The organism is Anaerotignum faecicola (assembly GCF_003865035.1).
Classification (GTDB): Bacteria; Bacillota; Clostridia; order Lachnospirales; family Anaerotignaceae; genus Anaerotignum_A; species Anaerotignum_A faecicola.
This window is the reverse complement of sequence record NZ_BHVZ01000002.1, coordinates 325,362-339,559: the sequence shown is the minus strand read 5'-3', so window position 1 is coordinate 339,559 and position 14,198 is coordinate 325,362. Positions and strand designations below refer to the sequence as shown.

The 14,198-nt window shown below is 48.9% G+C and carries 9 protein-coding genes, 8 tRNA genes and 4 rRNA genes; 20 read left to right on the top strand and 1 reads right to left on the bottom strand.

All coding sequences use genetic code 11. From position 1 onward, the window contains the following. From EJE48_RS07455 to EJE48_RS07360, 20 genes are all read left to right on the top strand, one after another. Positions 1 to 649: ribosomal RNA gene (locus EJE48_RS07455) — 16S ribosomal RNA — on the top strand; the annotation flags it as partial. A 231-nt stretch (positions 650 to 880) separates the two neighbouring features. Continuing rightward, positions 881 to 998 (top strand): 5S ribosomal RNA (gene rrf, locus EJE48_RS07450). Between the two features lie 6 nt (positions 999 to 1,004). After that, positions 1,005 to 1,078 (top strand) — tRNA-Ile (locus tag EJE48_RS07445). Positions 1,079 to 1,091: 13 nt separating this feature from the next. Next, a tRNA-Ala gene (locus EJE48_RS07440) sits at positions 1,092 to 1,164 on the top strand. A 158-nt stretch (positions 1,165 to 1,322) separates the two neighbouring features. Beyond that, positions 1,323 to 4,218 (top strand): 23S ribosomal RNA (locus EJE48_RS07435). Positions 4,219 to 4,290: 72 nt separating this feature from the next. After that, positions 4,291 to 4,408 (top strand): 5S ribosomal RNA (rrf, locus tag EJE48_RS07430). Positions 4,409 to 4,441: 33 nt separating this feature from the next. After that, a tRNA-His gene (locus tag EJE48_RS07425) sits at positions 4,442 to 4,515 on the top strand. 7 nt (positions 4,516 to 4,522) lie between these two features. Next, a tRNA-Lys gene (locus EJE48_RS07420) sits at positions 4,523 to 4,595 on the top strand. A gap of 12 nt (positions 4,596 to 4,607) precedes the next feature. Then, positions 4,608 to 4,691, top strand: a tRNA-Leu gene (locus tag EJE48_RS07415). A 6-nt stretch (positions 4,692 to 4,697) separates the two neighbouring features. Continuing rightward, positions 4,698 to 4,769: transfer RNA gene (locus EJE48_RS07410), tRNA-Gly, on the top strand. 31 nt (positions 4,770 to 4,800) lie between these two features. Continuing rightward, positions 4,801 to 4,872: transfer RNA gene (locus EJE48_RS07405), tRNA-Gln, on the top strand. A gap of 29 nt (positions 4,873 to 4,901) precedes the next feature. Next, positions 4,902 to 4,973: transfer RNA gene (locus tag EJE48_RS07400), tRNA-Gln, on the top strand. Positions 4,974 to 5,142: 169 nt separating this feature from the next. Then, entirely contained in the window at positions 5,143 to 5,679 is a 537-nt protein-coding gene (locus tag EJE48_RS07395) for an RNA polymerase sigma factor (RefSeq protein ID WP_118579705.1), read from the top strand. Then, on the top strand, positions 5,663 to 7,084 hold the full coding sequence (locus tag EJE48_RS07390) for a DUF4179 domain-containing protein (protein ID WP_118579702.1): 1,422 nt from the start codon (positions 5,663 to 5,665) through the stop codon (positions 7,082 to 7,084). The genes EJE48_RS07395 and EJE48_RS07390 overlap by 17 nt, the downstream gene beginning before the upstream one ends. A gap of 159 nt (positions 7,085 to 7,243) precedes the next feature. Beyond that, positions 7,244 to 7,600: an Asp23/Gls24 family envelope stress response protein gene (locus EJE48_RS07385; protein WP_016408260.1), complete on the top strand. Its 357-nt coding sequence runs from the start codon at positions 7,244 to 7,246 to the stop codon at positions 7,598 to 7,600. 61 nt (positions 7,601 to 7,661) lie between these two features. Then, positions 7,662 to 9,284 (top strand): DAK2 domain-containing protein, encoded by a 1,623-nt coding sequence (locus EJE48_RS07380; RefSeq protein WP_118580446.1) that lies wholly within the window; start codon positions 7,662 to 7,664, stop codon positions 9,282 to 9,284. Between the two features lie 91 nt (positions 9,285 to 9,375). Then, a complete protein-coding gene (gene recG, locus EJE48_RS07375; protein ID WP_118580443.1) occupies positions 9,376 to 11,418 on the top strand; it encodes an ATP-dependent DNA helicase RecG in 2,043 nt (680 codons plus the stop codon). A 103-nt stretch (positions 11,419 to 11,521) separates the two neighbouring features. Further along, positions 11,522 to 12,082: a 16S rRNA (guanine(966)-N(2))-methyltransferase RsmD gene (gene rsmD, locus EJE48_RS07370; protein WP_118579699.1), complete on the top strand. Its 561-nt coding sequence runs from the start codon at positions 11,522 to 11,524 to the stop codon at positions 12,080 to 12,082. Continuing rightward, the gene (gene coaD / locus EJE48_RS07365) at positions 12,079 to 12,558 is read left to right on the top strand and encodes a pantetheine-phosphate adenylyltransferase (protein ID WP_016408264.1); all 480 of its coding nucleotides are present in this window, start codon (positions 12,079 to 12,081) and stop codon (positions 12,556 to 12,558) included. Before rsmD ends, coaD begins: the two co-directional genes overlap by 4 nt. A 10-nt stretch (positions 12,559 to 12,568) precedes the next feature. Beyond that, entirely contained in the window at positions 12,569 to 13,072 is a 504-nt protein-coding gene (locus EJE48_RS07360) for a hypothetical protein (protein WP_016408265.1), read from the top strand. Between the two features lie 6 nt (positions 13,073 to 13,078). On the opposite strand, the gene EJE48_RS07355 is transcribed toward EJE48_RS07360, so the two are convergent. Then, positions 13,079 to 14,173 carry a nucleoside recognition domain-containing protein gene (locus tag EJE48_RS07355; RefSeq protein WP_124984454.1) on the bottom strand — a complete coding sequence of 365 codons (1,095 nt, stop codon included), beginning with the start codon at positions 14,171 to 14,173 and terminating at the stop codon, positions 13,079 to 13,081. Positions 14,174 to 14,198 lie beyond the last annotated feature (25 nt).

The window sequence follows — 14,198 nt, the reverse complement described above, 5'->3', positions numbered from 1 at the left end:
CGACCGCAAGTTTGAAACTCAAAGAATTGACGGGGCCCGCACAAGCGGTGGAGCATGTGGTTTAATTCGAAGCAACGCGAAGAACCTTACCAAGGCTTGACATCCCGATGACCGCTCTAGAGATAGAGCTTCTCTTCGGAGCATCGGTGACAGGTGGTGCATGGTTGTCGTCAGCTCGTGTCGTGAGATGTTGGGTTAAGTCCCGCAACGAGCGCAACCCTTATCCTTAGTAGCCATCATTCAGTTGGGCACTCTAGGGAGACTGCCGTGGATAACACGGAGGAAGGTGGGGATGACGTCAAATCATCATGCCCCTTATGTCTTGGGCTACACACGTTGCTACAATGGCTGGTAACAGAGTGAAGCGAGACGGCGACGTTAAGCAAATCACAAAAACCCAGTCCCAGTTCGGATTGTAGTCTGCAACTCGACTACATGAAGCTGGAATCGCTAGTAATCGCGAATCAGAATGTCGCGGTGAATACGTTCCCGGGCCTTGTACACACCGCCCGTCACACCATGGGAGTTGGAAGCACCCGAAGTCGGTGACCTAACCGTAAGGAAGGAGCCGCCGAAGGTGAAGCCAGTGACTGGGGTGAAGTCGTAACAAGGTAGCCGTATCGGAAGGTGCGGCTGGATCACCTCCTTTCTATGGAGAAAAGCGGAGAAAAGCTGCATAAAAGCTTTTGTCAGAATGGATTGCTTGCAAGACAGGCTGACAAAGAGGTTTTAGGTAGGTTTGCGGAGCAAATACATGAGTAATGCGAAGCATTACGAATGGTTTTCGTAAACATTTTTCAACGCAAGGTTGTGAAAGATATTCATTGTTCGGTTTTGAAGGATCAAACCTTCAAACAAAATAGGAAACACACAAAACATCTTCGGTGATGATGCGCTTGGGGGACACACCCGTTCCCATTCCGAACACGACGGTTAAGACCCAAGCGGTCGATGGTACTTGGTGGGCAGCTGCCTGGGAGAGTAGATGGTCGCCGAAGTCCTATGGGCTCATAGCTCAGCTGGTTAGAGCGCACGCCTGATAAGCGTGAGGTCGGTGGTTCGAGTCCACTTGAGCCCATTTTGTGTGGTCTGGGGATATAGCTCAGCTGGGAGAGCACCTGCCTTGCAAGCAGGGGGTCACGAGTTCGAATCTCGTTATCTCCACTTACCGGCTTAAAGAAGTCGGGATGCACCTTGAAAACTGAATACAAGTAAAGCAAAAATAGAGTCAATCGAGAAAACAAAATTTTCTATTTTCAAATGTAACAAAAGTTGTATCGCTACAACGAAACATTCCAGAGAAATAGCTATTATATTAAACTGGTCAAGCAAGAAAGAGCACAAGGAGAATGCCTTGGCACTAGGAGCCGATGAAAGACGTGGTAAGCTGCGAAAAGCTTCGGGGAGGCGCAAACAGCCATCGATCCGGAGATATCTGAATGGGGAAACCTACTTGAGCAAACCTCAAGTATCCATGCGTGAATCCATAGCGTATGGAAGGGAACGCTGTGAACTGAAACATCTAAGTAGCAGTAGGAGGAGAAAGAAAACTCGATTTCCTAAGTAGCGGCGAGCGAACGGGAAAGAGGCCAAACCGAAGGACCTGGTTCTTCGGGGTTGCGGACTGCAATTAGCATTGCTGAGAGATAGACGAATGGTTTTGGGAAAGCCAGCCGTAGACGGTGAAAGCCCGGTAGACGAAATCTTGAAGCAGCGAGCAGGATCCAGAGTACCACGAGACACGAGAAACCTTGTGGGAAGCCGGGGGGACCACCCCCCAAGCCTAAATACTCCCTAGTGACCGATAGTGAAGCAGTACTGTGAAGGAAAGGTGAAAAGGACCCCGGGAGGGGAGTGAAAGAGAACCTGAAACCTTGTGCTTACAAACAGTCAAAGGACGCAAGTCTGATGGCGTACTTTTTGTAGAACGGTCCGGCGAGTTACTAATGCCAGCGAGGTTAAGTGGTCAGAAGCCACGGAGCCGAAGGGAAACCAAGTCTGAATAGGGCGTAGAGTTGGTATTAGTAGACCCGAAACCGGGTGACCTATCCATGTCCAGGTTGAAGGAACCGTAAAAGGTTTTGGAGGACCGAACACACATGTGTTGAAAAACGTGGTGATGAGGTGTGGATAGCGGAGAAATTCCAATCGAACTCGGAGATAGCTGGTTCTCCTCGAAATAGCTTTAGGGCTAGCCTCGAGCTGGAGTCTAACGGAGGTAAAGCACTGAACTGACGCGGGGCCCAAAAAGGTTACCAACTCATATCAAACTAAGAATGCCGTCAAGATACCCTCGGGAGTCAGTCTGCGTGAGATAAGTCGCGTGGACAAAAGGGAAAGAGCCCAGACCGACAGCTAAGGTCCCAAAGTACGTGTTAAGTGGAAAAGGATGTGGGATTTCATAGACAACTAGGATGTTGGCTTAGAAGCAGCCATACATTTAAAGAGTGCGTAATAGCTCACTAGTCGAGAAAACCTGCGCCGAAAATGTAACGGGGCTAAAACACGACACCGAAGCTACGGATTCCTTACAAAGTAAGGAGTGGTAGAGGAGCATCCTGCAAGGACGAAGCCAAAGTGAGAGCGATGGTGGACGAAACAGGAGAGAGAATGCCGGAATGAGTAGCGAGATACATGTGAGAAACATGTAGGCCGAATATCTAAGGATTCCTGGGTAAAGCTAATCTTCCCAGGGTTAGTCGGGGCCTAAGGCGAGGACGAAAGTCGTAGTCGATGGATAACAGGTTGATATTCCTGTACTACACATAATCAGAACTGTGGGGACGCAGGAGGATAGGGAAACCGGGGAATGGAAAGACCCGGTCAAGCGTAAAGCTGTGGGAGATAGGCAAATCCGTCTCCTGTAAGTGAAACGTGATGAGGACTGAAAAAAAGTAAGGAAGTTTCCGAATCCACACTGCCGAGAAAAGCCGCTATTGCGTTATGTGTACCCGTACCGTAAACCGACACAGGTAGATGAGGAGAAAATCCACAGGCCGACGGGAGAAGTGTTGTTAAGGAACTCGGCAAAATGACCCCGTAACTTCGGGATAAGGGGAGCCTCGCAAGAGGCCGCAGAAAAGAGGCACAAGCAACTGTTTAGCAAAAACATAGGTCTATGCGAAACCGTAAGGTGAAGTATATGGGCTGACGCCTGCCCGGTGCTGGAAGGTTAAAAGGAGAGGTCAGCGCAAGCGAAGCTTTGAATTCAAGCCCCAGTAAACGGCGGCCGTAACTATAACGGTCCTAAGGTAGCGAAATTCCTTGTCAGGTAAGTTCTGACCCGCACGAAAGGCGTAATGATTTGTGCACTGTCTCGACAACACGCCCGGTGAAATTGAAGAACCAGTGAAGATACTGGTTACCCGCAACAGGACGGAAAGACCCCATGGAGCTTTACTGCAGCCTGATACTGGGATTCGATGATATATGTACAGGATAGGTGGGAGGCTAAGAAGCGAGAACGCTAGTTTTCGTGGAGCCGCCGGTGGGATACCACTCTTATGTCATTGAATTTCTAACCTGCATCCGTAATCCGGGTGAGGGACAATGTCAGGCGGGCAGTTTGACTGGGGCGGTCGCCTCCTAAAAGGTAACGGAGGCGCTCGAAGGTCACCTCAGAATGATTGGAAACCATTCAAAGAGTGTAAAGGCAAAAGGTGGCTTGACTGCGAGAGCGACGGCTCGAGCAGGTACGAAAGTAGGACTTAGTGATCCGGTGGTAATAAGTGGGAATGCCATCGCTCAACGGATAAAAGCTACCCTGGGGATAACAGGCTTATCTCCCCCAAGAGTTCACATCGACGGGGAGGTTTGGCACCTCGATGTCGGCTCATCGCATCCTGGGGCTGAAGTAGGTCCCAAGGGTTGGGCTGTTCGCCCATTAAAGCGGTACGCGAGCTGGGTTCAGAACGTCGTGAGACAGTTCGGTCCCTATCCGTTGTGGGCGCAGGAAATTTGAGAGGAGCTGTCCTTAGTACGAGAGGACCGGGATGGACGTACCTCTGGTGTACCGGTTGCAGACCAACTGCACAGCCGGGTAGCTATGTATGGAACGGATAAACGCTGAAGGCATCTAAGCGTGAAGCCGCCCTCAAGATAAGATTTCCCATTCTTCGGAAGTAAGATCCCTTAAAGATAATGAGGTTGATAGGTTGGAGGTGTAAGCATGGTAACATGTTCAGCTGACCAATACTAATAGATCGAGGGCTTGACCAAAAAAAGATTACTCAAGGATTGCTAAGTTTGTATTCAGTTTTGAAGGTGTAACACCTTAATAAAAGAAAGATTTCCGGTGATGATGCGCCTAGGGGACACACCCGTTCCCATTCCGAACACGACGGTTAAGACCTAGGCGGTCGATGGTACTTGGTGGGCAGCTGCCTGGGAGAGTAGATGGTCGCCGGAATCCAATTTCTTTTTTCATGTCAAATCTGTTATGGTGGGTATGGCGCAGTTGGTTAGCGCGCCAGATTGTGGCTCTGGAGGCCGTGGGTTCGAATCCCACTATCCACCCTTTTGTGGGTCATTAGCTCAGTTGGTAGAGCACTGGACTTTTAATCCAGGTGTCCCGGGTTCGAGTCCCGGATGACTCATTTTTCATTTGTGCAGCCGTGGCGGAATTGGCATACGCGCTAGACTAAGGATCTAGTCCGGGTTTCTGGGTAGGGGTTCAAGTCCCCTCGGCTGCAGCGTATGCGCGAGTGGCTCAGTGGTAGAGCATCGCCTTGCCAAGGCGAGGGTCGCGAGTTCGAATCTCGTCTCGCGCTTTTTCTTTCAGCAGTTTGCATTATCGTATATTGGGCTATCGCCAAGCGGTAAGGCACAGGACTTTGACTCCTGCATTCGCTGGTTCGAATCCAGCTAGCCCAGGTCTCAAATCCAGCTGATGGTTGGTATAATGGGGTATCGCCAAGCGGTAAGGCAACGGATTCTGATTCCGTCATTCGCAGGTTCGAATCCTGCTACCCTAGTTTAAGAGAGTCTGAAAAGGCTCTCTTTTTCTTTGCATAAAAACAGATTTATGGAATCGTCAGAAGAAATTTCGACGATTTTTTGCGTTTTTTCCAAAACTTTTTTCAAAACGGTTGTCAGATTTCATTATTTTTCGGAGAATAGATAGATAAAGGGAGGAGGGATTGCATGGACGAAAGAAGTCTGCTGACCTTATTACAGAAAAGACCGAATGAGGGCATGAAGGAATTGATGCGGCAATATATGGGGTATTGCTATTACATTGTGAGAAACAAGCTGGCGGAATTTCCGCAGGAGGACATCGAGGAATGTGTGAGTGATGTTTTTGTGGACGCGTATCGTTATCGGGAAAAGATTGATTTGGAAAAAGGCGGATTTCGTGTATTTTTAGCAACGCTTGCGCGGCGGAGGGCGGCAGATTGCTACAGGAAAAAGGCAGAAAATCTGCCTCTGCACGAAGAAATACAGGAGAGTCCGAAGGAGGTATCCTTTGAGGACAGGGAGGTGCTGCTTCAAGCAATTCGTTCCTTGGGAGAACCGGATGAAAAAATATTGATTTGGAAATTTTATTATGGCTATCCGACAAAAACGATTGCGTCTGCGTTAGGGTTAAAGGAGAACACAGTGGACCAGAAGGTGCGGCGTGGCTTGGAAAAGCTGAGAAAAGCATTGGAAGGAGGGGGATTTTATGAAGGATGTATTTGATTATCTGGAGGAGGAAGATCTCCTGCGGAATTTGCCGGAAGCACTGCCGCAGATGGAGGACGAAACAGCGGCAAAGCGGATTGAGAATCTTGTATCGGAACGGATGCAAGCGGAAGCGAAGCAGCAGAAAAAATGGCAGAAAAGGCGTATTTTGATTGCGGCGGTCTGCTGCCTGGTTGCGGTCGGGGTATTTGCACGCAAGCCGATTGCAGCATATTTCCAGCGTATCCTGCATTATCTGCCCGGTGTTGGGGTTTATATCAACGATACAGACGCGGAAATTTATGAGGTGCAGATTGATAACCCTGTGCAGGAGAAGGACGGCGTGCGTGTGGAGCTGAAAGGGTTCTATTGTGAAAACAATATGCTCAAGGGAGATTTTGTATTCACCGGAGAGGGCTTGCCGACAGAAAAAAATGGCAAAGATGAAATTGTCGATGAATTGTCTGAAAAATATGAAGTCACCTATTATTATGGAGAAAAAAGCAGGGTGATTTGGTTTTCCGGTTGCGGCTGGCATATAAGCAATGAAGGCAAGGTGCTGCAGTATACGCCGCACTGCTCGGAACGGCTTTACCTGAAGGATGGCTGTTATGATTACGCGTTTTCGATTAAAGGTTTTGATGAGAAAATTCATTTGAAGGTCGTGAAGGCGAAAACGACGGAAAACCCTGAAGACCTTGGGTATTCGGTAACGAAAAACGGTACATCCTTAATTGCGAAAGCCAATCTGGATGGGGATACCATTCAGTTGGAATATTATCAGATTCCCTCTGCTGAGGTGGCGCAGGCGATGGAGGATTATTATCAAACGGGGATTATCCTTTGTCCGTATCGGTTTGCGCCTTTAGAGGACTATGCGTATATTCAGAATGCGGCAGGAGAACGAATGCGGGGACATTTGGAATCGTTGGAAAACGGCGGAAGGTATACGTTAAAGGGAACGGAAAAGGATTTCCCTCTGACACTGCACCATTCAGCCTATACAGGAACAGACAGAGAAAAGCAAGAGGTTGAAATTCCATTGACAGAAGGAGCAGAGCTGCCGCAGATGAAATTCCATTACGGAACAGTTGAATTTTTATCCGCTATGCAGGAGGATGTCATCTGGGAGGATGAGGATTCCGAACGGACGGAGGAGGCAACAAAGGTGACGGTGAGATACAAAACGGTGCCTGCAAAGGGAATCCGAAAGATGTACGCGGCAAATCTGCGTTATCTGAAAGAGGATGATTTCGGCGTGGAACGTGATTGGAAACAGACAAATGAATTTCTGATACAGGAGAGAAGTGTTTATCTGCCCAGAGGAAAACGCGAAAAACTGACCTTTTCGCTTGAAAACCCTTCCTATTGGGTTGGCGGCTCCTATGATGTGGTGATTGAAAAGCCGCGGAGCAAAAAATAAATAGCTTGGAGAGAGGAAGAATTTGCATGCAGATTCTTCTTCTTTTTTATGGAAAAGAGAAAAATAGCTTTCAAAATTGCATATACAATGGTATACTATTAACATCTATACATCTGTAAAAAAATAGCCGAAGGTTTTTAGAATAGGAGGCTGATCAGTATGGCAGCAAAGTTAGAAAACGAATATGGCGTTATCAGTATTGATCGCGAAGTGATTGCAAGGATTGCAGGCTATGCGGCGATTGAATGTTACGGCATTGTCGGCATGGCTGCAAAAAATGTGAAGGATGGCTTGGTGCAGCTTTTGAAGCTGGAAAGCCTGACAAAGGGAATCAAAATGCGCATTGATGCAAATAAGGTAAGTATTGATTTGCATATTATTGTGGAATATGGTACCAATATTTCCGCCATTGCAGATAATATCATCAGCACTGTGAAATATTCCGTGGAAGAATTTACAGGGGTTGAGGTTGAGGATGTAAATATTTTTGTTGACGGCGTAAGGGTCGACAACTGAGCAAGAGGAGGAACTATTGGTGAGCAGTACAACGAAATTGAACGGTGTTCGCTTAGGCAGAATGATAATTGCCGGTGCGAATGAATTGGCATCAAATAAACAGCTGGTAGACGCAATGAATGTATTCCCCGTACCAGATGGGGATACCGGCACAAATATGTCTCTGACCGTTATGGCGGCGGCAAGAGAAGCAGAGAAAAACGGCTCCTTACAGGTGGCGGATATCGCAAAGGCGGCATCCGGCGGAGCCCTGAGAGGCGCAAGAGGGAACTCCGGCGTAATTACTTCTCAGATCTTCCGTGGCTTTGCAAAGGCATTGGAGGGCATGGAGGAAGCAGGTGTGCAGGAGCTGGCTGCGGCGGCAGAGCAGGCAGTGAAAACAGCATATAAGGCAGTGATGAAGCCGAAGGAAGGTACGATTCTGACAGTTGCAAGAGGCTGTGCGGAGGCTGCGGTAAGGCTGGCAGAGGAAACAGACGAAATCGAGGTATTCCTGAAGGGCATTATCGAGGACGGACACAAGGTTCTGGCGCAGACACCCGAAATGCTCCCTGTGTTGAAGCAGGCAGGCGTTGTGGATGCAGGCGGCAGAGGTCTGCTGTATATTCTGGAGGGCGCACTCAAGCAGATGGGCGGCGATTTGCCCGTTGTGTTGCAGGAGAACCAAAACACAGCGGCACCCGAAATGAATTTTGCATCCTTGGCTTCTGTGGAAAATGAAAGCATTACCTTTGGGTACTGCACAGAGTTTTTCATCAACGTAGACCATGCGGATGAAGGCGTGACAACAGCACTGAAAGCATATCTTGGCACAATTGGGGATTCCATTGTTTGCGTTGCGGATGATGATATCATTAAGATTCATGTGCATACAGACCATCCCGGCTTGGCGATTGAAAAAGCATTGACCATCGGCAGTCTGAGTGGCCTGAAGATTGATAACATGAGAGAACAGCATACAAATAAAATCAATTTCAGCGCAGAAGCACCCAAGGTAGAAGCACCCAAGGCGGAGCAGCCTAAGAAGGATGTCGGCTTTGTTTCTATTTCCGCAGGCGAGGGGCTGACGAAGATTTTCAAAAACCTTGGTGTGGATGAGGTCATTGAGGGCGGACAGACCATGAACCCCAGCACAGAGGATATCCTCAATGCGGTGGATAAAATCAATGCAGAGCATATCTTTATTCTGCCGAATAATAAAAACATCATTTTGGCGGCAGAGCAGGCGGCAAAGCTGAGCGAGGAGAAAAAGCTGCATGTCATTCCTTCCCGTTCCGTTCCCGAAGGGATTAGCGCGATGTTCTGCTATGAGCATGACGCAGACCCCGATGAAATGGAAGCGGCAATGAAGGATGCCATTCAGCAGGTGGATACCGCAACCGTAACCTTTGCGGTCAGAGATACCTCCATCGGTGATAAGCAAATCAAGGAAGGTAATATCCTTGGGATGCTGAATGATGAAATCGAGGTAGTCGCAGAGGATGTGATGGAGGGCACGAAGGAGCTTTTGCGCAATGCCATCACAGAGGAAAGCGAGGTTGTCAGCATTTATTACGGTGCGGACACAGCAGAGGAGGACGCGAAGGAATTGTCTGCCTTTATCGAGGAAGAATTCCCCGATTGCGAGGTAGAGGTGCAGGACGGCGGGCAGCCTTTGTATTACTACATTATTTCTATTGAATAAAAATAACAAAACAAAATGGGGAGATTCTTAGATGAAATCTCCCTGTTTCTTTGTAGAAATCTTTGCGGAAAAAAGAAGGGAGGTGTGTCTCATGCGAGGACAGGATGCGGTTTCCGTGCTCAAGGGCGTTGGCGAGCAGAGAGAAAAAAGGCTGCATAGGCTGGGCATTGTGACAGTGGAGGATTTGCTGACGCATTACCCCAGAGAATACAAGGACAGAAGCGAAATACTGAAAATTGCAGACCTGCCGCCGGATGAACCTGCAACCTTTCTGGCGCAGATAAAGGAGGAGGGACAAAACAGCCGCCACGGCAGGCTTGTGTATACCAGAATGAAGGTCTACGATGAAACGGGCGCGGTTGGGGTGCTGTGGTATAATCAGCCCTACATGAAAAGCAGTCTGAAAATCGGCGAATGGTATCTTTTTTCCGGCAGACTGCAAAAAAAATACGGCAGAACAGAGGTGGTTTCCCCTGAGTGTGAGCGGATTGGGGAGAATTTCGCAGGGGGGCGCATCCTTCCGGTTTATCCTTCCGTGGAGGGGCTTTCGCAGAAAATGCTCCGCAATCTGATGGAGGAGGCCTTGAAGGAAATGAGCGGCGGCATGCAGGAGGAGCTGCCCCTCTGGCTGAGAAAGGAATACCATCTGGCGGAGCGCAATTTTGCAATAGAAAACATCCATTTTCCCAAAACGGAGCAGGGCTTTTATGATGCAAGGAAAAGGCTTGTTTTTGAGGAGCTGTTTTTGTTGCAGACGGCACTTTATCAGCTGAAAAGCACGCTTGAGGAGAGGGGCGAAGGGATTCGGCTGAAAAAGAAAAAAGCCTTGCAGGATGGTGAAACGCTTCTTCCCTTTGCCCTGACAGATGCGCAGAAGCGCGTTCTTGCGGAAATCGTGCAGGACATGACCTCGGGCAAAATCATGAACCGTCTGGTGCAGGGGGATGTCGGCAGCGGCAAAACGGCGGTGGCGTTGCTTGCGGCGTATTGGACAATACAGAATGGCTATCAGGCGGCAATGATGGCACCGACAGAGGTTCTGGCAAGGCAGCATGCGGCATCCTTCCGTGATCTGCTGGAGCCGGCAGGGATTACGGTTGTTTTGCTGACGGGCAGCCTGACGGCGAAGGAAAAACGGGAACGTCTGGCGCAGGTCGCTGATGGTACGGCGCAGATGGTGATTGGCACCCATGCCGTGATTCAAAAGGGAGTCGAATTTCAAAAATTAGGTCTGGCGATTACGGATGAACAGCATCGCTTTGGTGTACGCCAGAGAAGCACCTTGGCGGAAAAGGGCGAAAATGTGCATACCCTTGTCATGACGGCAACGCCGATTCCACGCACCCTGGCACTGATTCTATATGGCGATTTGGATATTTCTATTATTGATGAGCTGCCGCCCGGCAGACAGAAAATTGATACCTCGGCGGTAGACAGCAGATATCATCCGCGGATTTATGCCTTTATCGAAAAGCACGTTGCGGCAGGCAGACAGGCGTATGTCATCTGCCCGATGATTGAGGAAAATGAGAAATTAGAGGTGCAGTCCGTTCTGGAGTATACCGCGGAGCTGACAGAGGAACTGCCGCATTGCCGCGTTGCCTGTGTGCATGGAAAAATGAAGGCGAAGGAAAAGCAGACAATCATGGACAGCTTTGCGGCAGGGGAGATTGATGTTCTTGTATCCACAACAGTCGTTGAGGTTGGCATCAATGTGCCGAATGCAACCATTATGCTGATTGAAAATGCGGAGCGGTTCGGCTTGGCACAGCTGCATCAGCTGCGCGGGCGCGTTGGGCGTGGTGCGGAAAAATCGTACTGTATTCTGGTGAGCGATACAAAAACAAAGGTCGCGAAGGAGCGCATGAAAACCATGACGGAATCGGAGGATGGCTTTGTCATTTCCGAGAAGGACTTAAAGCTGCGCGGACCGGGGGAATTTTTCGGCATCCGTCAGCATGGTCTGCCGGAGCTGAAGATTGCAGACCTCTGTCGGGATTTGCCGATTCTGAAGGAGGCGCAGGCAGCAGCGGCAGAGCTTTTGCGGAAGGACAGGAATCTGGAGCAGATGGAGCATCAGCCCCTGAAAGTGAGAATCGCGGGATATTTGGACGGAAAACGTCTGGAAATGTGAGTTTTTCTGTGTTTTTTCTCTTTTTGGTTGTCAACTGAAAATTTTTTTGCTATACTCTAAACGATATCATGTAAAATCAGGTTTTTTGGGTGGTGCAGACAGTATGCGTGTCATCGCAGGAGCAGCAAAGGGTCATAATCTGCAAACCATCGAAGGGCTGGCAACCAGACCGACGACGGACAGAATAAAGGAAACCCTCTTTAATATCATAGCGTTCGATTTGCCCGAGGCAAGCTTTCTGGATTTATTTTCCGGCAGCGGTGCGATTGGGATTGAGGCACTTTCCAGAGGAGCGGCGGAGGCTGTTTTTGTGGAAAATGCGGCAGAATGTCAGAAGGTTATTCAGGCAAACCTTGTGCATACCAAGCTGCAGGAAAGAGCAAGGCTTTTGCAAACGGATGTGCTTTCTGCGTTGGACAGGCTTGCGGCGGAAGGAAAGAAATTCGACATTATTTTCATGGATCCGCCCTATGAAGCGGGGCTGTATACGTCCGTACTGGAAAGAATTGCGGAAACTGGTTTGTTAAAGGCGGAGGGGTATCTCATTGCAGAAGGCTCCTCGCAGATTGCGCTCACAATTCCGAAGGGTATGAAAATTTTGCGTGAAAAGGTGTATAAGACAACAACCCTGACGTTCCTGTGCGCGGAGGAAGAAAACGTATGAAAAAAGCAATTTATGCAGGCAGCTTTGATCCTGTTACCTTAGGGCACATGGATATCATTGAAAGAGCCGCAAATTTATTTGACTGTCTTGTGGTGGCAGTGTTGGAAAATCCCAACAAAAAATCTCTTTTCACGGTAGAGGAGAGAAAGCATCATCTGGAATTGGCAACAAAGCATATTGAAAACGTAGAGGTCGCTTCCTTTCAGGGGCTTCTGGTGGATTTTGCAAAGGAAATCGGCGCGAATATCGCAGTCAGAGGGCTGCGTAACACACTGGATTTTTCCGCGGAATATCCCATGTTTCTTATCAATCGCAAGCTGTATGATAAAATCGAAACGGTTTATCTGGCGGCGGATGAGGAGCATCTTGCTCTAAGCTCCACGAATGTGAAGGAAGTTGCTGTGTTTGGCGGAGATATCAGCTTTATGGTACCCGCTGAAATTAAACCTTTTATTATAGAAAAATATCAGAAGTGAGGGAGATAGAATGGATTCTGTATTGCAGTTATTAGATGAATTGGAAGATGTTATGGACAGCAGCAAGGCTGTGCCGTTCAGCAGTAAGGTTACTGTAAATAAAGAGGAAATTTATGATATTATCAGCGAAATCCGCATGAAGCTGCCCAATGAGCTGAAGCAGTCCAAATGGGTTATCGAGGAAAGAAATAAAATCCTGATTGATGCGCAGAGAGAAGCGGATGAAATCGTAAAGAATGCGGAAGACCGTATGGTGCGCCTTGTGGATGAAAACGAAGTAACAAAGAAGGCTTATGAACAGGCGGCGGCAATCATTGATTCTGCAAAGAAGACTTCCAAGGATATGCGTTTGGGCGCAATGGAATATGCGGAAAGCGTGCTGGCGGATGCGGAAGGCAAGCTGAAGGAGCTGAAATCCGTTGTTTACAGCGAAAGCATCAAGACAGATGATTACTTCGCACAGACACTGGATGTTCTGGCGGAAAATATTCAGGAGCTGCGTATGGGCAAGTGATTTCCCTTATCCTCTGTCAAAAATTGCATAGCAAAGCACCGCGAGGAAAAACAGGCTTGGCAAAAGCCAGAGAAAAGAGAGCGTAAAAGAGGTTTCTGTGAGCGAAAAAAACGCAGGAACTTCTTTTTGTGCGTATGGATAAAAAAACGGATAGAGCAAAAAGAAAGAAAGACTGCTGAAAAGGGCATTTGTGCATTTCCCTTTGAGGTAGTCTTTTTTTGATATGGGCATGGCGGCAAGCACGCCGAAGGTCTGTCCCAGAATGGAAAGACCGCCGAAGGAAACGAGAAATGCGACCAGCGTCAGCCGCAGACGCAGACTATCGGGGGAGAGGCTTAGGAGATGCGCTCCGTTTGTCATTTCCAGAATACCGCTGCAAAGGCCGCGCAGTGTTTCCGTGGAAAGCGGCAGAAAAAACAGCAGACGGGCGAGCAGAGAAAATAGCCCTGCCTGCTCCATTGCCGCGGAAAGCACCGCAAACAAAATGAGATACCCTCCAATTAGCAAAATGGTGCGGAGTGCATCTGCAACAGAAGCGGAAAGCACCTCCGTCAGAGGTTGATAGGGGGAAGCAGAAGCGGAAGGGAGGGGTGCAACGGATTTTTTTCTGCGAAAGAGAATACCTGTGGCGACTGCGCCGAGAAAAGCGGAGAGCCAGAGCAGATACCCAAAGGCAGGCATGCCGAAAAAGCCAACGCCAACCGTGCCAATCAGAAACAAGGGCCCGGGGCAGTTGGAAAAGGCAAGAAGCTGCTGTGCATCGGCGAGGGAAAGCTGCCTTTGCTCATAAAGCTGCGCGGTCAGCTTTGCTCCCATGGGGTATCCGGAAAGAAGTCCGAAAAAGAAGGGGAAGGCGGCAATGCCAGGCAGGTGAAACAAGGGCTGCATCAGAGGGCGCAGAGCCGCGCCCATCCGCTGCGCCGCACCAATGCGCAGCAGGATACCGCAGGCAACCAGAAACGGAAACAAGGAGGGGAATACCTTCGTCAGCCAGAGCTGCACCCCTTCCGCGGAAGCGGCAAGCATTTCTTCTGGAAAGCAAAGCAGGGCAAAAATCAGAAAGCAGGCACAGCCGCCCAACAGCAAAGTCCCCTTTTTCATGCAATCCCTCCCATAAAATAAAAAA